The organism is Sphingomonas swuensis (assembly GCF_039538045.1).
In the GTDB taxonomy this organism is placed as follows: domain Bacteria; phylum Pseudomonadota; class Alphaproteobacteria; order Sphingomonadales; family Sphingomonadaceae; genus Sphingomicrobium; species Sphingomicrobium swuense.
On record NZ_BAABBQ010000001.1, the window covers coordinates 2,140,959 to 2,161,410 of the forward strand.

Here is a 20,452-nt window from a genome sequence, read left to right on the forward strand (position 1 = left end):
CCGAAGCCGGGGCTCGCGAGTGGCCTTTCGGGCGGGAGACGGGTAAGGGCGCGCTCATGCATTTCCTCGACCAGGCCAAGATCTTCGTCCGTTCGGGCGCAGGCGGCCCCGGCGCGGTCTCCTTCCGGCGCGAAAAATACATCGAATATGGCGGCCCCGACGGCGGCAACGGCGGCAAGGGCGGCGACATCGTCTTCGAGGCGGTGCACGGCCTCAACACGCTGATCGACTTCCGCTACACCCAGCACTTCAGGGCCCCGCGCGGCAAGGGCGGAGCAGGCTCCAATAGGACCGGTGCCGGCGGCGAAGACCTGGTCATCAAGGTGCCGGTCGGAACCCAGATCCTCGCCGACGACGAGGATCGCAGCGTCCTCGCCGACCTGACCAAGGAAGGCGAGCGGATCGTCTTTCTCGAAGGCGGCGACGGCGGCCGCGGCAACGCCAGCTACAAGACCTCGACCAATCGCGCTCCGCGTCAGCACCAGAAGGGCTGGGATGGCGAGGAAATGTATGTCTGGCTGCGGCTCAAGCTGCTCGCCGACGTCGGCCTCGTCGGCCTTCCGAACGCCGGCAAGTCGACCTTCATCAATGCGGTCACCAACGCCGATGCCAAGGTCGGCGCCTATGCCTTCACCACGCTTCGCCCACAGCTCGGCGTCGTCAGCCATCGCGGGCGCGAGTTCGTCGTGGCGGACATTCCGGGCCTGATCGAAGGCGCGGCGGACGGGGCCGGCATCGGCGACCGCTTCCTCGGCCATATCGAGCGTACCAAGGTGCTGCTGCACCTCGTCGACTGCAACGACGAGGATGTCGCGACCAGCTACCGGGTCGTCCGCGACGAGCTCGTCGCCTACGGCGCGGGCCTCGAGGACAAGGCGCTGGTCGTCGCCCTCAACAAGGTCGACACGATCGATGCCGAGCTGATCGAGGCGCTCACTGCCGAGCTCGAGCAGGAATGCGGGTGCAAGGTGATGGCGCTGTCCGCCGCTGGCGGGATCGGGCTGGAAGCCGTGCTCGACGCGCTGGCCGAGCGGATCGACGCGCCGGTCGAGACCGACGACGAGGTCGAGACACCCTCCGACAAGGCCTGGTCGCCGCTGTGAAGCTGGCGATCACCGGAGCCACGGGCTTCGTCGGCGGCCGCCTCCTGACCATGGCGGTCGCGCAGGGGCACGAGGTCATCGCCCTGACCCGCCGTTCTCAGGGCGAGCGGCATGGCGTGACCTGGGTGCAGGGCGCGCTCGACAACCGGCAGGCGCTGCAGCGGCTGGTCGACGAGGCCGATGCGCTCATCCATGTCGCGGGCGTGATCAGCGCGCCCGACCTGGCGGGCTTCGAGGCGGGGAACGTGACCGGCACCCTGGCCGTGCTGGCAGCGGCTACCTCGGCCGGGCTGCGGCGCTTTGTCCACGTATCGAGCCTGGCGGCGCGGGAATCCGCCCTGTCCAACTATGGCGCGAGCAAGGCCCGGGCCGAGGAACTGGTGAAGAGCAGCGGCCTCGACTGGGCGATCGTCCGACCGCCGGCGGTCTACGGCCCCGGCGACCGCGAGACGCTGGAGCTGTTCAAGGCCGCGCGTCTCGGTCTGGTGCCACTTCCACCGGCCGGGCGACTGAGCCTGATCCACGCCGATGACCTGTCGCGGCTGCTGCTGGCGCTGTGCGCCCCCGAAGCGCCGAGCCGGATCGTCTACGAGCCCGACGATGGCCGCGAGGGCGGCTGGAGCCATCGTGAATTCGCCGCGGCCCTCGCTTCGGCACAAGACCGCCGCGCGCTGGCACTAGCCATACCGGCCGGACTCATTCGAATGGGAGCGAGCGTCGATCGCTGGCTGAGGGGGAGCAAGGCCAAGCTGACCCACGATCGCGCGGCCTATTTCTGCCATCCCGACTGGACGGCAAGTGCGGACAATCGCCCGCCTGCGACCTTGTGGCAGCCCGCGATCAAGACTGAGGAAGGGCTCGAGCAGACCGCCGACTGGTACTGCCGGATGGGCTGGCTCTAGCCGTTGGCCTTGTAGCCGGCGACGGCGCCCAGCAGGAAGCAGGTCATCAGGGTGATCGAGATCTTCCCCGACGGATCGCTCCAACCGAAATAGGTCGGCCCCACCATGAAGAGGGCCACGAAGATACCTGTGGCTAGATAGGACATGCGACCTTCCCTTTTCGACGCTCGCCCGCATTGTCGCCCAGCATTGGTGAAGATGGGGTAAAGCTTGCCGCCGAGCCGCACTCGGGTCATAGGCCCGCCATCGACGGCAGCACGGGGTGAGATGATGAAGGCGCGGGTGCTTGTGACCCTCAAGTCGGGCGTGCTCGACCCGCAGGGGAAGGCGATCCACCATGCGCTGGAGGGGCTTGGCTTCCCGGGCATCAACGACGTCCGCGCGGGCAAGCTGATCGAACTCGACCTTGCCGACGGTGTCGAGGATTCGGCCATCGAGGAGATGTGCCGCAAGCTCCTCGCCAACACCGTCATCGAGAACTTCAAGATCGAGCGGCTCGGCTGATGCGGAGCGCGGTGCTGGTCTTCCCCGGATCGAACTGCGACCGGGACCTCGCCGTCGCGCTGGAGCGGGTCACCGGCCAGGCGCCCGAGATGGTCTGGCATCGCGAGACCGCCCTCCCCGATGGCATCGACCTGATCGGAGTGCCCGGCGGCTTTTCCTACGGCGACTATCTCCGCTCGGGGGCGATGGCTGCGCGATCGCCGATCATGACCGCGGTGGTCGAGGCAGCGTCGCGCGGCACGCCGGTTCTCGGCATCTGCAACGGCTTCCAGGTGCTGACCGAGGCCGGTCTCCTGCCCGGCGCGCTGATGCGCAACGCCAACCTCACCTTCGTCTGCAAGGACGCCGATCTGACGGTGGTCAACAACCAGACCCTCTTCACCAGCGGCTATGAAGCGGGCGAGGCGATCACGATCCCGGTCGCGCACCATGACGGCAACTATCAGGCCGACGCCGAGACGCTCGCCCGGCTCGAAGGCGAGGGTCGAGTCGCCTTCCGTTATGCCTGCACGGTCAACGGTTCGGCCAACGACATCGCCGGGATCGTCAACGCCGGCGGCAATGTGCTCGGAATGATGCCGCACCCCGAGCGGGCGGCCGAGGCGGCGCATGGCAATGAGGATGGACGGCGGCTGTTCGAAAGCCTGCTGGGCGCGCTCCAGAGCGCCTGAGGAGTTCGTTCAGCGGCGACGCGGGGTCACGTCGCGGCAGCCGCTCATTGCCGGCGGCATGGCACAGAGCAGCACCCGGTCGGGTCCCTTGGTGTCGAGCACCATCGTCCTGCGCTCGAGCGTCATTGGATCGGTGATGATCACCACCGTCGCAGCCTGCGCCGTCGTTGCCGACAGCATCAGCAACAGTCCTGCACCCACCAAATGAACACGCATCGTCGACACCCCTGTCTTGTGCGCATAACACACCCTTTCCGCCGTTAACAGCGGATGAATGCTTGAGCGTTGCGGCTCGCGGCACTAGCGCAGCAGCGGGCGCCCGTAGCTCAGCTGGATAGAGCACGTGCCTTCTAAGCTCGTGGTCGCAGGTTCGAGTCCTGCCGGGCGCGCCATTCACGTGTGAGGCTGCAGTATACTTGCGCCTCTGTTGCAAGCGCTTGCGCCTCTTTTAGCGGTGATCTCTGGTGGGAAACGGAACGGCAGGTCTTGGGTGAGGATTGCGGATAACGGACGTCCGTTAATGCGGGTCCAAGCGGCGGCTTCGCGCCCATGTGCGACGTAGCAGAGGCTCTCGAACGCTCCTTTAAGCCGACGCTACCGAGGCGCGGCTTGAGTAAGCCTGAAACCCGTAGCCACTCCAGCTTCGTTCGGGTGCTGGAGGATCTGACATGAACTTCGATCTCGTAATCATCGGCTCGGGGACCGCTGCCATGGTCGCCGCCTTTCGTGTCCGCGCTGCGGGGTGGAGCGTCGCGATCGTCGATGAGAAGCCATTCGGCGGTACCTGCGCCTTACGAGGCTGTGACCCGAAGAAGATGCTCGTTGCCGGTGTCGAGGTGGTCGACGCGCAGCGGCGGGTGCAGGGACACGGCGTCGCCGGGAAGATACACATTGATTGGGCGGAGCTGATCCGCTTCAAACGGACGTTCACCGACCCGATCCCGGAGAAGCATCAGCAGCGGTACGACGATAAGGGTATCGCCACCTTTCGTAGCCGCGCGCGGTTCGTCGGTCCTAACACCCTCGCGATCAACGACACAGAGGTTCAAGCTCGCCACGTCGTGATCGCCTCGGGTGCAAAGCCAATGCATCTCGGAATATCAGGCGAAGAACATCTCATCGACAACGAGGGCTTCCTCCAGCTGGAGCGGCTGCCGGACCGTATCGTCCTCGTGGGCGGCGGCTACATTGCTGCCGAATTCTCCCACATCGCTGCTCGAGCAGGCGCCGCCGTCACCATCCTGCAGCGCGGTCCGCGTCTCCTGCCACAGTTCGAGCCGGAACTCGTCGGCTGGCTGATGGAAGCGTTCGAAACCATCGGCGTGAATGTGCGCACCAACACCGAAGTCATAGCTATCGAGGAGAACGGAGGATCGTTCATCGTACACACCCGGGTCGGAGACGAGAGCGGCGCCGTGCACGCTGACCTGGTGGTGCACGCGGCCGGCCGCACGCCTGCTTTGGAGCAGTTGGACCTCCCGGCCGGTGGAGTGGCGGCAGAGAGCGGCCGTCTCCTTTTGAACGAGTATCTGCAGAGCGTCAGCAATCCATCGGTGTACGCCGCCGGCGACGCCGCTCAGTGGGGCCCGCCGCTAACCCCCGTCTCGAGTCACGATGCGAAGGTGGTCGCGGCGAACCTCCTGGACGGCAACCACAGCACGCCCAACTACGCTGGCGTTCCGAGCGTCGCATTCACCCTGCCGCCGATCGCCTCCGTCGGCGTCACCGAAGCGCAAGCGCGTGAGGCGGGCCTGCGCTTCCAGCTGAAGACAGAGAGGACTTCGGATTGGTACACCGCGAGGCGTGTTGCGGAGCAAGTCTATGGCTACAAGGCGCTTGTCGAGGAAGGAACGGGGCGGATCTTGGGTGCACATTTGGTGGGGCCCCATGCCGATGAGGTAATCAACCTGTTCGGCCTCGCTATCCGACATGGGCTTACTGCCGACGACCTGAAGTCGACGATGTTCGCCTACCCCACTGGGGCCTCAGACATCGGCTACATGCTCTGACGCCCCAAGGGGAATGGACGTGACCGCGTCGCGCTACGTCCTGTGGATCAACCCGCCGGCTCTTGCTCGATCATATCGATGACGGCGCAGTGGGGCACGTGATCGCCAGAGCAGCGGTTTATGGCCGAGGCGAGCAGCTCCTCCAAGCGCGCGAGATCCACCATTTTGCGGCGCACAATCGCAAGATGTTGCGAGGCGATCTCCCGCACCTCGTCGCAACATGCGTCAGTCGGGCCCCCAAGGGCGAGGATCCCGCGCACCTCGTCCGGAGTAAAACCAAGTTCGCGGGCTCGCCGGATGAACCCCAGCGCCCGCAGATGGTCGTCACCATAGATCCGGTGACCGCCCTCGGTGCGGGGCGGGGACGCCACCAGTCCCACCTTTTCGAAGTAGCGTATCGTCTCGATGTTCACGCCCGTCCTGCGGGAGAGCTGGCCGATCGTGAAACTCGCCATCAGATGTCGCTTGATCCTGTAGTGACTACAGGATGCATATAGCAGGGAATCGGCTTGGAGAAGAAACCTTGAGTACGGAACACACGATGCGCCCGGGGGTCGATGACGGCTCGGCCATTAGGACGAACGCGGATCGGGGCGTGGCAGCGCTGGGGACCATGGCGAGCCTTGCAGCCCTGTTCTCAGCGGCTGCCTGTTGCATCCTGCCGCTCGGGCTTGCGGCAATCGGCGTCGGTTCGGCCGGCCTTTCGTCCTTCGTGCCATTCCACTGGCCTCTGACGATCGCCGCGATTGTCGCGGTCGCCGCAGGATGGATCGTGCATCTCCGCAAGCGCCAAGCGTGCGCGCGGGATGCCACCTGCATGACACCGCCGCCGGCGAAGAGCACCTTCATTCTCCTCTCCGTGGCGACCGTTTTCGTGACGATCTCGGCGTGCTGGGGTTTCATAGAGGCGCCGCTCATGCGGATGCTCGGAGGCGCGTGATGCAGCTGAGCTCGACCCTCACCTGTCCGAAGTGCGGCGGAGTTTCCACGGAGACGATGCCCACAGACGCATGCCAATTTTTCTATGACTGCAAGCATTGTGGCGAGGTGCTCCGCCCGCTCAAAGGGGACTGTTGCGTCTTCTGTTCCTATGCAGACGTGCCTTGTCCCCCGATCCAGGAAGCTCGGGAGACGGGCGCCAGTTCTTCCTGCTGTTCAGGCTGAGCCTCGGCAGGCGATTCTGACCGTGCGTAGCGACCTGATCAGCTGCGGATGAACAGGTTCTTCAGCCAGAGCGGGCCGGCGCGGCCGGCGCGCCGATCGGCCTCCTCCTTGGCGGCCCTCCCGGTGTAGCCGCGAGGATCGAACAGCTTTATGCGCGCCTTCGCAGGCGTTCAGATCGCGGGGACGAGGGTCAGTCCTCACCTGAACAGGCTGTGCGCTGGGCGAAGGTGGTAGCGTATCTGAAAGGCGCGGAAGGCAAGGTCCGCTTTCGACTGCGCTCGCCAAGCGGAAGGACCGCTGACGGCCACAGACGGTCGTCAATGACGCGAGATGCCCTTCGCCGCTACATAGGAGCCATGTCTGGCCGTTCCTTCGATCCTAATAAGCGCATTCGCGATAAGCAGCTGGCCCGCGATCAGGATGAGCGTGACCTCGCAGAAGGCAAGGTAAGCGCCGCCGAACTGCAACGGCGGAATAGCCTTTTCAGCGGCTTCGATCTTAGCTTGGGTCGGTTCGAGATCCGCAATCACATGCGCTGAGCATGCTTGCGGCGTAGCAGAATCGCTCGCACCCCCCCCCTTCCACTTTGCTTCTGTGTTGCCGTTGCTGACCAAATGCAGTTGCAAAAATGGCAGTTTTTTGCGGGGTTATCATGCAAATGGGCAAAAATGGCATTTTGCTGGATAACCGAGCGCAATGCAGCCTTCTTCCTGCGCGATTTCCGCTCTTCAACAGGATGCGTAGACGTTTCGATGCACCGAAACGGTGGGCTGGTGAACCAGCCCACCGTCCATCTCAGATCTCAGTTGCCTCAGAAAGCGCCAAAGCATCTTCGACTTCGACTCCAAGGTATCGGACAGTGGTTTCGATCTTAGTGTGCCCGAGTAGGATCTGCACGGCGCGCAGATTGCCTGTCTGCTTGTAGATGAGAGCTGCGTTTGTGCGGCGGAGCGAGTGGGTGCCGTAGTCTTCCCGGCGCAAACCTATGGCTGTCACCCATTCGTCAACCAGGCGAGCATACTGGCGGGTGCTCATATGCGCGAGCCGATCAACGCGGCTGGGAAAGACGTACTCCTCGAGCGAGCCACCACGTCGTTCAAGCCACTGGAGCAAGCTGGTCCGAGCAGGTTCCAAAAGCTCGAACTGCACTGGGCGACCAGTCTTCTGCTGGACAATGATTGCTCGCTGGCGAATGCGGGCTCCACTGACCAGCTCATCGATCTTGATCTTCACGAGGTCACAACCGCGAAGCTTGCTGTCGATCGCCAGGTCAAAGAGCGCGCGATCGCGTAGCCGGTGTTCCTGCTCAAGGAAGAAGCGCACTGCCCAGACCTGCTTGGGCAGGAGTGGGCGCTTTGCACCTAGCTTACGGCCAACATTCCACGCGGGGCGGTCTTCCTGACCGGGATCGTAGATTGCATGTCCCATGCTTCATCTCCTCTGGCCGACAATGGCCAAAGGGAAAACGAGCAAAGAGGCTGTGACTGGTGGAAAGCGGAACGTCTGTTTTCGGGCCGGGGATAGCGAATTGCAGACGCTCGTTCATGCAGGGCGCCGGGTCAGCTAAGCGCCCATCTCGGTCCTTCGAGCAAACAGCTGGCCGTGCCGCAAGCCGACATTGCGAGCCCACCAAGGCGCGTCGTTCGTTCCAGATAAACCACTCTTGACCCTAACATGATGTCAGGGTGCATCTGGAGTCGGCCATGCAAAAACATTCTCACGCAACCGGCTCTGCCTGCGGCCACAATCATGGGTCCAATGCCTCTCACGAGCATGCGCCAGCAGGAAAGTTCATTGATCCCGTTTGCGGCATGACGGTCGATCCGGCGACGACCCCGCATCATGCTGAGCACGGCGGACAGAAATATCATTTCTGCTCAGTAAAGTGCCGGGAGCGCTTCGAGCTCAGGCCGGAGCTTTATCTCGATCCGGCGCAAGCAACCCCGGACGCGGCTTTGGTCGACGTCGAGTACACCTGCCCGATGCACCCAGAAATCGTGCAGATCGGACCTGGCACCTGCCCAATCTGCGGCATGGCCCTGGAACCGAAGGCGTTCGATCCAAACAACGGGCCTTCGGAAGAGTATCTCGATATGCGCCGGCGCTTCGTCGTGTCGGCCGCCTTGTCCGCGCCATTGTTTGTCCTCGTCATGCTTCGGCACTTCTGGCCAACGACAATCGAGTTTATTGGCGGTCGCACGCTGGACTGGGTCGAACTCGTCATGGCGACCCCGGTCGTGCTGTGGGGTGGCTGGCCGTTCTTCGTACGCGGCTGGCAGAGCCTCAAGACCCTCCACCTCAATATGTTCACCCTGATCGCGATTGGGACCGGCATTGCCTGGGCTTACTCAATCGTGGGAGCCGTAGCCCCCCAACTCTTCCCACCTGCGTTCCGCACACACGATGGCGGCGTGGGCCTGTACTTTGAGGCGGCGGCAGTGATCGTGACCTTGGTGCTGCTCGGTCAGGTTCTGGAGCTGCGCGCCCGTGAACAGACCGGCTCAGCGATCCGAGCCTTGCTCGACCTTGCGCCTAAGACTGCGCACCTGATCCATGCTGGTAAGGAACGCGATGTTCCGCTCGATATGGTCAGGAGTGGCGACCAGCTCAGGGTCAAACCTGGCGAAGCAATCCCTGTCGACGGGGAAGTACTTGAAGGCGCGTCTTCTGTGGACGAGTCGATGTTGACCGGAGAGCCGCTTCCGATTGCCAAGGAGACCGGATCTGCGGTCACTGGCGGTTCAATCAACGGCGACGGCAGCTTCGTCATGCGCGCCGACCGGGTCGGATCAGAGACCATGCTCTCACGCATCGTGCAGATGGTTGCTGAGGCGCAGCGCAGCCAGGCGCCGATTCAGCGTAAGGTCGATCAAGTCTCAGCGTGGTTCGTACCAGCCGTGATTGCCGTTGCAGTGATTGCGTTCGCAATCTGGTCCTTCGCCGCGCCGGAGCCCCGTCTTGCCTTCGCGCTAGTTGCTGCGGTCAGCGTCCTCATCATTGCATGTCCATGCGCTCTGGGACTGGCCACGCCCATGTCGATCATGGTTGGCGTCGGGAAGGGCGCGCAATCAGGCGTGCTCATCAAGAATGCCGAAGCTCTGGAGCGTTTTGCCAGCGTTGATACCCTGGTCGTCGACAAGACCGGCACGCTTACCGAAGGTAAGCCAGCTCTGGTGGCAGTTGAGCCTTCCACGACCTTGTCCCCGGAGGAGCTGCTGCGAATTGCGGCTTCGTTAGAGGCTTCCAGTGCTCACCCGCTTGCTCACGCAATCGTCAGGGGCGCTGAGGAGCGTGCCTTGTTCCCATCGCCAGTGACCGACTTCCAGTCGATCAGCGGCAAGGGACTGGTCGGGAAGATCGAGAACCGCAGGACAGCAATCGGCAATGGCGCGCTGATGCTGGCGGAAGGCGCAAATGCCCAGGAGCTAGAGGCCTCTGCCGGCAAGCACCGGGATGAAGGCGCGACCGTGATGTTTGTCGCGGTAGATGGGCAAGCCGCAGGGCTCATCGCAGTCGCCGATCCGGTCAAGCAAACCACCGAGGCGGCCATCGCCGGTCTTCATAGAGAGGGCCTGCGCATCATCATGCTGACCGGCGACAATCGCCGTACGGCTGAAGCAGTCGCTCGGAGGCTCGGGATCGACGAGGTAGTCGCCGACGTGCTGCCTGCCGACAAAGATGCAGCGATCGAGCGACTGAAGGAGCAGGGCCGAGTGGTCGCCATGGCCGGAGACGGGGTCAACGATGCTCCTGCTCTTGCCCGAGCCGATATCGGAATCGCGATGGGAACGGGCGCAGACGTTGCGGTTGAGAGTGCGGGCGTAACTCTGGTGAGGGGTGATCTGACCGGCCTTGTGCGCGCGCGGCGGCTCAGCCGAGCGGTGACAGCCAACATTCGCCAGAACCTCATGTTTGCCTTCGGCTACAATGCGCTTGGGGTGCCCATCGCCGCCGGCGTGTTGTATCCCGTCTTCGGTATTCTACTCTCTCCTATGATCGCCGCCTTGGCCATGAGCCTCTCCTCCGTATCAGTGATCGGCAACGCCCTGCGGCTCCGGAGTTTGCAGCTGTGAGAAGACTTGAAAATGCGGGCTGTACGAGGAGTGGTGACGGGACTTCTCTCTCTGCCCGGTCCTTGTCTGCTGGCTCCTCGAAGAGCGTCGGAGCGAGTCCATTCGCATGAAGATCGGTCAGATTTCATCAGCTAGTGGCGTCAGTCAGCGGATGATCCGACACTACGAGAAGATCGGCTTGATACCGCAGGCAGTCAGGCGCGAGTCCGGCTATCGCGATTACGACGAGCGTGACCTTCACACTCTTCACTTCATCGGCCGCGCGAGAGACCTCGGTTTCCCCATAGAAGACATCCGCCAGCTTCTCCAGCTCTGGCACGACCGGTCCCGTTCTAGCGCTGATGTGAAGGCACTGGCTCTCACCAGGGCAGAAGAACTCGGCCGTAAGGCCCGCCAGTTGGAGCAGATGCGCGCCACTCTGCAGGGCCTTGCCGACGCTTGTAGCGGTGATGATCGGCCTGATTGCCCCATCTTGGCATGCCTTGAGTCTGAAGAGCGTACGCCAAAAGGAGCTTGACCCTGACACTGTGTCAAACCCTATATGGGCTGTTCAGGATGGCTTTTGGCCCGGCAGGGAACGGAAGCGCCTAGAACGGATTGGGCCTACTAGCCGATATTATGCACTTGGTACGTCACATCACGAGCCTTCGAGGGCTTCTGCAAGCGCTTCTGGCGCTGGCCGTGCTTGTGGCCCCGGTGGCGGCGAACGCAATGGAGCAGCAGTCAGCTCCCACATCTTCGCACTACCAGCAGACGAGTGCATCCGCGCATTGCGATGGGGCATCTGATGAGGGCTCCAAGCCCGAGAAGGTGCCCGGCAAGAACTGCTGTGCATCGATGTGCATGGGTATTGCAGTGACACCGACAGCTCCCGCTGCGGACCACATGGTTATCCATGCGGACGTCACATCGTCGCCATCAATCGTCCTGATTGGCTCACCGCGCGAGCTTGCTACACCTCCTCCACGATCTGCGTGAAATCGAACAAATCCTCGATTTCACGGAGTTTCACATGAACAAGATTCTGAGGGCGATCGCTCTGTCGATTGCTCTTCCGGCGGTTGCTCAGGCTCAGGTTGCTCCTGCGCCTGCTCCCAAGGCCACCTGCTGCGAGAAAATGGACAAGCCCTGCTGCAAGGACATGAAGTCCAACTGCTGCAAGGACATGGACCATTCCAAGATGGACCATTCCAAGATGGGCCATGACATGAAGGCTGGCACCGATCCGCACGCGGGCCACGACATGTCCAAGACTACCGCACCTGGCGGTCACCAGCACTAAGCCGCTCTGAGGAAGCCGGCGGTGCGCCTTAGGGCCGCCGCCGGCACCCTTTCGCGCCATGACTCCGCAAGGATCCTACATGTTTGATAAGCTCGCTCTCGAGCGGCGCCAGTTTCTGCGCGCCGCCGCCCTTGGCGGTGCCGGCGTCGGCTTCGCTGCTGCTATGCCCGCCTGGGCACAGACCGTGTCTCGCGGGATCGCTCGGCCGCTACCTACCGTTAGCGGCTCTGATATCGCTCTGACGATCGGCCAAGTCGCCGTGAAGGTGGACGGCAAGCTTAGCCGCGCCATCGGAGTGAACGGCACCGTGCCAGCTCCGCTTGTCCGCCTCAAGGAGGGTGAGCGTGTACGCCTGCGGGTGCAGAACACGCTTGATGAAGAGAGCTCGATCCACTGGCACGGGCTGCTCGTGCCTTTCCAGATGGACGGGGTTCCAGGCGTCAGCTTTCCAGGCATCATGCCTCGCTCGACCTTCACCTACGAGTTCGCGGTCCCTCACTACGGGACGTACTGGTACCATTCGCATTCGGCCTACCAAGAGGAGGATGGCCTCTATGGCCCGATCGTGATCGATCCGGCTGGGCCTGATCCTGTCGCTTACGACCGCGAGCACGTGCTCGTCCTCTCCGATCACACGCCGCTGAGCGGCGCCACGGTCTACAAGAAGCTGAAGCAGATGGGCGGTGGCTACTTCAACCACCAGCGCCTGACCCTCTCGGGTGCGCTTGCCGGCCGCGACATGCCTGCCAAGGAGCGGCGTGAATGGGCCAAGATGCGGATGGACCCCGCCGACATCGCCGACGTCACTGGATCGACCTACAATTTTACGGTCAATGGCCACGGACCTTACGACAACTGGACGGGCTTGTTTCGTGCCGGCGAACGCGTGCGGCTTCGCATCATCAACGCGTCGGCCCAGACGAACTTCAATGTCCGCATCCCTGACCTGCCGATGACGGTCGTCCAAGCGGATGGTCAGAATGTCCGTCCCGTTACCGTTGATGAGTTCCAGATCGGCGTCGCTGAAACGTTTGATGTCGTCGTCACCCCCGGGGACCGCGCCTACAGCTTCGTCAGCGAGGCGATCGACCGGTCTGGAATGGGTCGAGCCACGCTTGCGCCGCGCGAAGGGATGTTCGCGCCCGTTCCACCACTCCGCCCGCGTCCCCTGCTCACCATGAAAGACATGGGCATGGATATGAGCGGCATGGCGGGGATGGATCATGGCGGGATGGCCATGGATGGACCGAACGTGCCGAACGTTGCCGTTCGGCGAGGTGTCGATCCCTCGGCTGAGCAGAACGCGTCCCGCAATCTGTGGAAGCTGACGGGCTGGAAGGAGCCCACCGAACACGGCACGATCAAGGCTGCCGCCGGAGCGGCCGTAGCAGCCACGATGAGCGGCATGGGGCAAGGCTCTATGGCCGGCATGGACCACGCAGCCATGGGTCATGGCGCGGCTGGACCCGCTGCGGCTGGCTCGATGGCAGGGATGGACCATTCGGCCATGGGACATGGCTCTCCGGCGCAGGGTGGCGCCATGCAGGGCATGGATCACGGATCCATGAGCATGCGTGATTTCAAGAACGCCCCTCAGGTCGACAAGAACCCTGGTGTCCAGTCGATCTCGCCGATGCCGATGGATCGAACTGGCGAGCCACCGCAGGGCCTTGAGGGCATGGATCACAGGGTGCTCACCTATCGTGATCTAGTGGCCCTTCAGCGCAATCCCGATGTCCGCGCACCGACCCGCCAGTTGGAGATCCACCTTACCGGAAACATGGAACGCTACATGTGGGGCTTTGATGGCAAGAAGCTCAGCGATCCCGCTGATCCCATTCCGTTCCGGCTTAACGAACGGGTGCGTGTCACATTGGTGAATGACACGATGATGCCCCACCCGATCCACTTGCATGGGCATTTCTTCGAACTGGTCACTGGCCATGGTGCTTACGCCCCTCGCAAGCACACCGTGAACGTGCCGCCAGGAGGCAAAATGACGTTCGACGTGACCGCCGATGCGGCCGGCGACTGGGCGTTCCACTGCCACAACCTCTACCACATGACTGCCGGGATGATGCGGGTCGTGACCGTGCGCCCCTTGCAGGGAGACATGCAAAATGACCTCGCCTCTTAAGCTGGCTCTGCTTGGGGCCGCAGCGGCTGTCGTGCCGGCAGCACCTGCAGCAGCGCAACATGCAGGGCACAGCAATCAGCCTGCCGCAAGGACGTCAGCGCAGTCTGCTTGCCTTCCGGAGCATGCCGCCATGGGCCACTGCACGCCCGCGCCGGTTCGACCCGTGCAAAGACAGCAGCCCGGGGCAGGAACAAGGCCTGCGTCGACTTCAACCGCACAGTCTGCCTGTCCGCCCGAGCATGCAGCCATGGGCCATTGTACGCCGGCCCCCCAACCTCAGCCGACTCTGCCCCCGCAGCAACAGGCTTCGGGAGCTGCGCCGGCTCGATCGACGCCTCCGCAGGCGACCTGTGCGCCAGAACATGCCGCGATGGGACATTGCACACCCGCAGCTCCAACAACGGTGCAGGCAGCGCCTGCTCGAACGACCCCAGCTGCTCCTGCAGCTGCAACGGGTCAGACCGCTTGTCCGCCCGAGCATGCGGCGATGGGTCACTGCACACCATTGGCGTCCCAGGCTCAGTCAGTGTCCGCCCCCAAAGCCCAGTCTGCACCAGCTCAGACGGCCTGTCCGCCCGAGCATGCAGCGATGGGGCACTGCACGCCCTCGGCGCCACAGGCTCAGTCGGTGGCCAGCCCCAAGACCCAGTCTGCGCCAGCTCAGGCGGCCTGTCCGCCTGAGCATGCAGCCATGGGTCACTGCACGCCGAGTCCGGACCAAGGCTCGGGTCAATCCAGTGCTTCGCTCGAGGGCACCAACCTTCCGGCCGGAAACGCGCCACCGCCGCCTGTACCCACCGCCAATGCAGCGGACGCATTCTACGGCCGGGCGGCCATGGACATGGGCCGTCACCACCTCGAAGAGTTTCATGGCGACCAGAAGTTCTTCCAAGTCTTGAACAACATCGCTGAATATCGAGCTGGGAAGGGCGCTGATGGCTACGGCTGGGAAAGCGAAGCCTGGTACGGCGGCGACATAAACCGATTTTGGCTCAAGACCGAAGGTGAAGGCGTCTTCGGTGAGGGCATTGAGAGCGCCGAAGTCCAGGCCCTCTACAGTCACGCAATAGACCCATATTGGAATGTGCAAGGCGGGCTTCGCTATGACTTCAAGCCGAACCCATCGCGCGTGTACGCCACCGTGCAGTTGGAGGGACTTGCCCCCAGCTTCTTCGACGTTGAGGGCGCGCTCTTCCTGTCGAACAAGGGCGAGCTCTCCGCTCGCGTTGGTGGCTATTACGATCAGCGCATAACGCAGCGGCTCATCTTGCAGCCAAGGGTTGAGTTCGACTTTGCCGCTCAGAATAGCCGCGAGATCGGGGTTGGTGCTGGCCTGTCCAAGGCTGAGTTCGGTGCCCGCCTTCGATACGACATCAGGCGCGAGTTCGCTCCTTACATCGGTGTTCAGTACGAGCGCGCTTTCGGCAGAACCGCCAGTTACAGGCGAGCCGAGGGCGAGAAGGCGGGCGCTCTCCAGCTGCTCATCGGCGTACGAACCTGGTTCTGAGGAGAGGCTAGATGAAGCATGCATTTTTCCTCAGCGTCGCACTGCTCGTTGCATCCCCAGCGGTTGCTCAACCCAGTCAAGCGCTGCCGGCCGCAGCCCAGCGCGCTGAAATCGCGGCAATCAAGACCGTTCTTGCGCAGTACAAGGCTGCGATCGAGAAATTGGACGCGACAAACACCGAGCGCTTGTTCGCGAAGGACTCCACCATCTTCGAGACAGGTGGTGTGGAGGGTACATACGCCAACTACCTTGCGCATCACCTTGGTCCGGAGCTGCACGAGTTCAGGTTATTTCGTTTCTCAGACTACAAGGTCGACGTTCACCTGATTGGACCAGCGGCAGCCCACGCCATTGAGACATACAACTATCGCATCGAGACAAAGAGCGGTGAAATTGCCGAGCGACGCGGTGTAGCAACGAGCGTGCTGAAGAAGATCGGTGGGCAGTGGAAGATTGTCTCCATGCACAACTCCGCTCGCAAGCCGAGGGCATCATGAACAACAAGCAACTTAGGCGCCTTGGCGTCCTGCTGCGCAGTTGGGTGGCTGCTATTCTAGTCCTTGTTGCGTTCGCAGCGTCGCCGCCCGCCCTCGCGCATAAAGGCGAGAAGCATGGGAATGCGACGCAAGCGCAACAGATGCAACCTGGACACCCGGGCGTCTTGAGCGGCGCTGGCAGCGTTCCAAAAGGTGCCGCTCAAGAGCCTTCTCACGGGATGATGGAGGGCATGGATATGGAGACCGACCGCTCCAACATGCCCTTTTTCCAGCGTCTTTACGAATGGATGGGGCGCTTTCATCCGCTCGTCGTTCACTTTCCGATCGCTTTCTTTCCCGCCGCTTTGTTCACCGCAATTGTCGGCCGCCGCCGGCCCGCCTTCTCCGCGCCCGTGCAATTCTTGGTCATCGCGGGAGGCATCTTCGCTCCCATCGCTGCCGCCGCAGGTTGGCTGGCTGGCATGGGATCAGAACCGGACCCTATCCTAAGCTACCATCGTTGGCTCGGCGTTCTCGTTGGAGTTGGCGGCGCCGCTTTGGCCGTGTGGGCGTGGCGTCGTCCGTGGGAAGATCGGGGCGCTGGCATGATCCTGGCGCTCACCGTGATGACAATTGCAATCGCCGTTCAGGGCTTCCTGGGCGCGGGCATCACGCACGGCATCGAACACCTGATGTTCTGAGGAGAGAAGCATGCAACAGGGACATGAGCACCATCAGACCGCCGGCAACTCGATGGACGACGCGGCCATGATGCGAAGCCACTACAGAATGCTGGCGCTGAACCTGACGATCAGTCTGGCCATCATGTACTTCGTCATGTTCGCTATGATCAACTCGCTTGGCGAGTTCATTCAGAACGTGAATTTCTTCTACATGGCTCTCACGATGTGGGCGCCAATGGGCTCGCTGATGCTGCTGATGATGAGCGGCATGTATAAGAACAAGCGCCTGAACATGGCGCTGCACGCCCTCTTTGCCCTTGTCCTCGTCCTATCCTTCCTGGCGACACGTCAGCAATGGCTGGTTGGCGACAAGCAGTTCCTGCGCTCGATGATACCGCATCACTCTGGTGCGATCCTGATGTGCCGCGAGTCGAGCATCAGGGACGCCGAGATCAAGCGTTTGTGCGACGAGATCATTCCCGCTCAGCAGCGCGAGATCGACGAGATGAAGCAGATCATGGCGCGAATGTAAGTAGGCTGATGGAGGTTCGTCATGAAAGTTGAAGATGGAGCGCGGAGGCGCTGGAAGCTCCCCGCATCGTGCGCCCTGATGAGTGCCTTGCTTTCCAGTTGCGGCACTTCGGAGCCTGTCAACAACAAGGCGGCGACGGGTGAGCCGGCAGCTCCTCAAGTTCAAGCAGCTGCGCCGACGAAGGCTGAAGTCATCACCGTCTTCCGAGACCCGAACTGCGGCTGCTGTTCGCTCTGGGCCGAGCGAGCCCGCCAAGCCGGGTACGATGTGCGAGTGACGGATCGGCCAGACATGGCTTCGGTGAAGCAGCGCTATGGCGTGCCGACGGACCTAGCTTCCTGCCACACCAGCCTCGTTGGCGGCTACGTTATCGAAGGTCACGTTCCCGCTGAGGATGTCGACAGGCTGCTTCGCGAGCGTCCGAAGGACATCAAGGGGATTGCGGTAGCAGGAATGCCTTCTGGGTCACCTGGCATGGAAAGTCCGGATGGCACGAAGGAACCATTCAACGTGGTTGCATTCGGTGCAGACGGTCGAACTAGCCTCTACCGATCAGTGAAGGGCTGATCGGCCGAGACATACAAGACTTGAGCGGGGCGGCTCTCAAGGAGAACGAACATGAACAAGGTAACGAAATTCACGGCTCTGCTGATGGCTACGGCCGGGTTGGCAGCGTGCGGATCGCAAGCCGATAACCAGGTTGCTGCGAACGAGCCAGCGATGGATGCCAATATGGCGGCAGGTAACTCCATGCAGATGAGCGGGCCATTTGCGGAGGCCGAGATGCGCATGGACGAGCAGATGATGGCTGCGGTTGGCAGCGACGTCGGCCAGAATTGGCTCAAGAAGATGATCGTGCACCATCAGGGGGCGATCGACATGTCCCGCATCGTTCTGGACCAGAACCCAACCGCCGATGTCGCAAAGATGGCGCGCGAGACCATCGCCAAGCAGGGTAAGGAGATCGAGGATCTCCAGAAACTGGTTCAGAAGGGTGCGCCCGACCAGCGCAGCGCTGAGCTGTACCGCCCGGCTATGATGGACATGCACCAGAAGATGATGGCGGCGTCGGGCTCGGACGTCTCGCAAACCTACATGCGCAAAATGCTGGAGCACCATAAGGGTGCTGTGGCGATGTCGGACGTGGCTCTTGCGAACGGAGTGACAGGCACGCTTCGCAGCCAGATCCAGAAGACTCGCGCGGATCAGCAGAAGGAAATCGCCATGGTTGAGGCCATGCTGCGGGGCGAACCGATGCAGAGCGCGATGCAGCAATCGGGAGCGAAGACCGCTGCGCAGGCCAAGGCAGAACCCGCACCGACAGATACGGCTAAGGCCGAACCGAAGGCTCAGCCGAAAGCCACATCAGCTGCCCGTCCGGCCGAGCCGAAGGCAAGCGCGGCGCCTCCCGCAAAGGCCGAACCTGCCCCTGCGGCATCGACTTGCGCTCCGGAGCATCGCGCAGCAGGGCACTGCTGATCGCATGAGGAGGTGATGGGGCTCGATTGGCGCGAGTTTATCCCTTCCGTCATCCTCAGAAGGAATGGGCTGGCAGTGACCTGCCGGCCCGCCACCAAACTCGCTGGGGGAGCGATCGTCAACTGATGCGTAGCCGTGTGATTGCCCGAAAAACTCACAAGTGGCTTGGCCTCTTCCTCGGCCTGCAAGTGGTCGTTTGGTCGCTCAGCGGCCTTTACATGACCTCGATCCACATCGACACGATCCATGGCGATCACTTCGTGCGCCATCAGCAGCCACCGGGCGTAGATGCGGCAACGCTGAGAGATCCGATCGCCCTTGCTTCGTCCTCCGGTGCCGAGAATGTCCGTTTGGCGTGGATTGATAGCCGACCGGTCTATGTCCTGACCGGTCAAGCTGGTGAGCAAGTTGTCGACGCTAGAAACGGGAAGGCTGTTGCCCGTCCAATGGAGCAGCAGGTCCGGGCGCTCGCCCGCTCATACTACACCGGCCCCGAGCCAATCTCGTCTGCGAGGCTGATCACCGACATTCCGGGCGAGATAAGGGGCCGGAAGCCGCCGCTCTGGCGCGTGGAGTTCGCGCACTGGAACAAGCCGACGCTCTACCTCTCGCCGACGACCGGCGAATTGATTTCACGTCGTCATGAGCTTTGGCGTATCTTCGACTTCGTCTGGATGCTGCACATCATGGACTATGATGAGCGCGAGAACGTCAACAACCTGGTGCTGCGTGTTTTCACCTGGGGCACCGTCCTGCTCGCCCTCTCAGGTGCCTGGCTTCTGCTCTATGCCTTCCCGAGAAAAAAGAAGAAGGGAGCGGCACGAGCATGACCATCAAGTCGATCTGGCTCCGTCGCATCCATAAGTGGGTTGGCCTGATCATCGGCGTTCAATTCCTGCTGTGGGCAATCAGTGGCACTGCCATGGCGTTGCTCAACATGGAGGAGGTCGCCGGGGGCAAGCGAGGCGGACAGAGCACGCCGGGGCTGCGAGCCACGCCAGTCGCGTGGCCACGGGTCCAGCAGGCGCTCGCTGGCCAGTCTGTAACCAAGGTGTCGCTCCAGCCGCTGCCTTGGGGCCAGCACCTACTGGTGACTTCCCCAAACGCGGGTGCCCGCCTGTTCAACGCTGCTACCGGCTTGCCAGTCCAGATAGGGGAGCGCGAGGCTCAGCTAATTGCTGCCGCTGCTCATCCGGATCGCGCAGTCGTTGCCCATGTGACGCCGCTCACCGAATTGACGCTGGCTGTTCGAGAACACCAATTACCGATTTGGCAGGTCGCATTCCGCGACGACCGACACAGCAGTTACTATGTGTCAGGCACTACCGGCGCGGTCCTGGAACGCAGGAATGACACTTGGCGCTGGTGGGACTTCTTCTGGATGCTCCACAACATGGACTATGCCAAGCGCACCAGCTTCAACCACCCGCTCATAGTGACCGTTGGCATAGCTATGGCATGGTTGGCGGTGACAGGCTTTTGGCTGCTGTTCCGTACGATGTGGCGGCACGATCTCACATGGCTGAAGTTTTCCAGGGGAACTCCTTCGGGCGCGGGCACTCGATAGTTTTGGTTTGGGCGGGCAGGTGATCCTTCGCCCAAGGTCCGTGATTGGCCAAGAACTGAAGGGAAGCAGACCGTCTGCGTTCGGCCACTTTCCGCCGCTAGGGTTAGGCCAGATCTCGCCGTCAACTGGTGGTGGTTAGCCGACCGGCTGCTTTCGGGTGAACTGAGGCGGATAGCGGACGCTCGTTCATGCGGAGCGTGACGACTCGCTTGCGCCCGTTCCTGGCATATAGGGATCCGACGCTTCACCCGGTAAGCGGCCGCTGGGTGAATCAGATCCTAAATCGATAGCCGATGGCTGGTTCGTTGATGATGAGCCTTGGAAAGGCGGCATTCGCCTCGAGCGTTAGTCGAAGTCCAGATA

General features: G+C 62.4%; 24 protein-coding genes and 1 tRNA gene. 20 read left to right on the forward strand and 5 right to left on the reverse strand.

Annotated features, from left to right (window positions below):
* Positions 1–56: 56 nt before the first annotated feature.
* On the forward strand, positions 57–1,103 hold the full coding sequence (gene obgE, locus ABD727_RS10615; protein WP_344707382.1) for a GTPase ObgE: 1,047 nt from the start codon (positions 57–59) through the stop codon (positions 1,101–1,103).
* Entirely contained in the window at positions 1,100–2,005 is a 906-nt protein-coding gene (locus ABD727_RS10620; protein WP_344707383.1) for an NAD-dependent epimerase/dehydratase family protein, read from the forward strand. The genes obgE and ABD727_RS10620 overlap by 4 nt, the downstream gene beginning before the upstream one ends.
* Here ABD727_RS10620 and ABD727_RS10625 read toward each other — a convergent pair.
* Positions 2,002–2,151: a hypothetical protein gene (locus tag ABD727_RS10625; RefSeq protein WP_344707384.1), complete on the reverse strand. Its 150-nt coding sequence runs from the start codon at positions 2,149–2,151 to the stop codon at positions 2,002–2,004. The genes ABD727_RS10620 and ABD727_RS10625 overlap by 4 nt on opposite strands.
* A 124-nt stretch (positions 2,152–2,275) precedes the next feature.
* Between ABD727_RS10625 and purS the strand changes: the two genes are divergently transcribed.
* A complete protein-coding gene (gene purS, locus ABD727_RS10630) occupies positions 2,276–2,509 on the forward strand; it encodes a phosphoribosylformylglycinamidine synthase subunit PurS (protein WP_344707385.1) in 234 nt (77 codons plus the stop codon).
* Complete coding sequence (purQ, locus tag ABD727_RS10635) at positions 2,509–3,180, forward strand: phosphoribosylformylglycinamidine synthase subunit PurQ (RefSeq protein WP_344707386.1); 672 nt, start codon at positions 2,509–2,511, stop codon at positions 3,178–3,180. Before purS ends, purQ begins: the two co-directional genes overlap by 1 nt.
* A gap of 9 nt (positions 3,181–3,189) precedes the next feature.
* Here purQ and ABD727_RS10640 read toward each other — a convergent pair whose 3' ends face one another.
* On the reverse strand, positions 3,190–3,396 hold the full coding sequence (locus ABD727_RS10640) for a hypothetical protein (RefSeq protein ID WP_344707387.1): 207 nt from the start codon (positions 3,394–3,396) through the stop codon (positions 3,190–3,192).
* Between the two features lie 99 nt (positions 3,397–3,495).
* Between ABD727_RS10640 and ABD727_RS10645 the strand changes: the two genes are divergently transcribed.
* Positions 3,496–3,572, forward strand: a tRNA-Arg gene (locus ABD727_RS10645).
* Between the two features lie 276 nt (positions 3,573–3,848).
* Entirely contained in the window at positions 3,849–5,189 is a 1,341-nt protein-coding gene (locus ABD727_RS10650) for a dihydrolipoyl dehydrogenase family protein (RefSeq protein ID WP_168068290.1), read from the forward strand.
* Positions 5,190–5,236: 47 nt separating this feature from the next.
* On the opposite strand, the gene ABD727_RS10655 is transcribed toward ABD727_RS10650, so the two are convergent.
* Positions 5,237–5,644 carry a MerR family transcriptional regulator gene (locus ABD727_RS10655; RefSeq protein WP_168068289.1) on the reverse strand — a complete coding sequence of 136 codons (408 nt, stop codon included), beginning with the start codon at positions 5,642–5,644 and terminating at the stop codon, positions 5,237–5,239.
* Positions 5,645–5,802: 158 nt separating this feature from the next.
* Between ABD727_RS10655 and ABD727_RS10660 the strand changes: the two genes are divergently transcribed.
* Positions 5,803–6,129 carry a hypothetical protein gene (locus ABD727_RS10660; RefSeq protein WP_245197906.1) on the forward strand — a complete coding sequence of 109 codons (327 nt, stop codon included), beginning with the start codon at positions 5,803–5,805 and terminating at the stop codon, positions 6,127–6,129.
* On the forward strand, positions 6,129–6,353 hold the full coding sequence (locus ABD727_RS10665; protein WP_168068288.1) for a GDCCVxC domain-containing (seleno)protein: 225 nt from the start codon (positions 6,129–6,131) through the stop codon (positions 6,351–6,353). The genes ABD727_RS10660 and ABD727_RS10665 overlap by 1 nt, the downstream gene beginning before the upstream one ends.
* Before the next feature lie 317 nt (positions 6,354–6,670).
* Here the strand turns inward: ABD727_RS10665 and ABD727_RS10670 are convergent, their stop codons facing one another.
* Both ABD727_RS10670 and ABD727_RS10675 read right to left on the reverse strand, forming a co-directional pair.
* Entirely contained in the window at positions 6,671–6,883 is a 213-nt protein-coding gene (locus tag ABD727_RS10670; protein WP_192585814.1) for a hypothetical protein, read from the reverse strand.
* A 265-nt stretch (positions 6,884–7,148) separates the two neighbouring features.
* Positions 7,149–7,781 carry a tyrosine-type recombinase/integrase gene (locus tag ABD727_RS10675; protein WP_168068286.1) on the reverse strand — a complete coding sequence of 211 codons (633 nt, stop codon included), beginning with the start codon at positions 7,779–7,781 and terminating at the stop codon, positions 7,149–7,151.
* A gap of 275 nt (positions 7,782–8,056) precedes the next feature.
* On the opposite strand from ABD727_RS10675, the gene ABD727_RS10680 reads away from it, so the two are divergent.
* From ABD727_RS10680 to ABD727_RS10735, 12 genes are all read left to right on the forward strand, one after another.
* Positions 8,057–10,426: a heavy metal translocating P-type ATPase gene (locus ABD727_RS10680; RefSeq protein ID WP_168068285.1), complete on the forward strand. Its 2,370-nt coding sequence runs from the start codon at positions 8,057–8,059 to the stop codon at positions 10,424–10,426.
* Positions 10,427–10,532: 106 nt separating this feature from the next.
* Positions 10,533–10,943 carry a Cu(I)-responsive transcriptional regulator gene (gene cueR, locus ABD727_RS10685; RefSeq protein ID WP_168068284.1) on the forward strand — a complete coding sequence of 137 codons (411 nt, stop codon included), beginning with the start codon at positions 10,533–10,535 and terminating at the stop codon, positions 10,941–10,943.
* A gap of 495 nt (positions 10,944–11,438) precedes the next feature.
* Positions 11,439–11,708 carry a hypothetical protein gene (locus ABD727_RS10690; protein ID WP_344707388.1) on the forward strand — a complete coding sequence of 90 codons (270 nt, stop codon included), beginning with the start codon at positions 11,439–11,441 and terminating at the stop codon, positions 11,706–11,708.
* 79 nt (positions 11,709–11,787) lie between these two features.
* A complete protein-coding gene (locus tag ABD727_RS10695; RefSeq protein ID WP_168068282.1) occupies positions 11,788–13,845 on the forward strand; it encodes a copper resistance system multicopper oxidase in 2,058 nt (685 codons plus the stop codon).
* A 628-nt stretch (positions 13,846–14,473) separates the two neighbouring features.
* Complete coding sequence (locus ABD727_RS10700) at positions 14,474–15,352, forward strand: copper resistance protein B (protein ID WP_342448472.1); 879 nt, start codon at positions 14,474–14,476, stop codon at positions 15,350–15,352.
* Between the two features lie 11 nt (positions 15,353–15,363).
* Positions 15,364–15,849 carry a YybH family protein gene (locus ABD727_RS10705; RefSeq protein WP_168068280.1) on the forward strand — a complete coding sequence of 162 codons (486 nt, stop codon included), beginning with the start codon at positions 15,364–15,366 and terminating at the stop codon, positions 15,847–15,849.
* The gene (locus ABD727_RS10710; RefSeq protein WP_168068279.1) at positions 15,846–16,529 is read left to right on the forward strand and encodes a DUF2231 domain-containing protein; all 684 of its coding nucleotides are present in this window, start codon (positions 15,846–15,848) and stop codon (positions 16,527–16,529) included. The genes ABD727_RS10705 and ABD727_RS10710 overlap by 4 nt, the downstream gene beginning before the upstream one ends.
* A 10-nt stretch (positions 16,530–16,539) precedes the next feature.
* Entirely contained in the window at positions 16,540–17,043 is a 504-nt protein-coding gene (locus tag ABD727_RS10715; protein WP_342448471.1) for a DUF305 domain-containing protein, read from the forward strand.
* A 21-nt stretch (positions 17,044–17,064) separates the two neighbouring features.
* Positions 17,065–17,610 (forward strand): DUF411 domain-containing protein, encoded by a 546-nt coding sequence (locus ABD727_RS10720; protein WP_344707389.1) that lies wholly within the window; start codon positions 17,065–17,067, stop codon positions 17,608–17,610.
* Positions 17,611–17,661: 51 nt separating this feature from the next.
* Positions 17,662–18,522 (forward strand): DUF305 domain-containing protein, encoded by an 861-nt coding sequence (locus ABD727_RS10725; RefSeq protein WP_168068278.1) that lies wholly within the window; start codon positions 17,662–17,664, stop codon positions 18,520–18,522.
* Between the two features lie 125 nt (positions 18,523–18,647).
* Entirely contained in the window at positions 18,648–19,352 is a 705-nt protein-coding gene (locus ABD727_RS10730) for a PepSY domain-containing protein (RefSeq protein ID WP_168068277.1), read from the forward strand.
* Entirely contained in the window at positions 19,349–20,089 is a 741-nt protein-coding gene (locus ABD727_RS10735) for a PepSY domain-containing protein (RefSeq protein ID WP_168068276.1), read from the forward strand. The genes ABD727_RS10730 and ABD727_RS10735 overlap by 4 nt, the downstream gene beginning before the upstream one ends.
* The last annotated feature ends 363 nt before the right edge of the window (positions 20,090–20,452 follow it).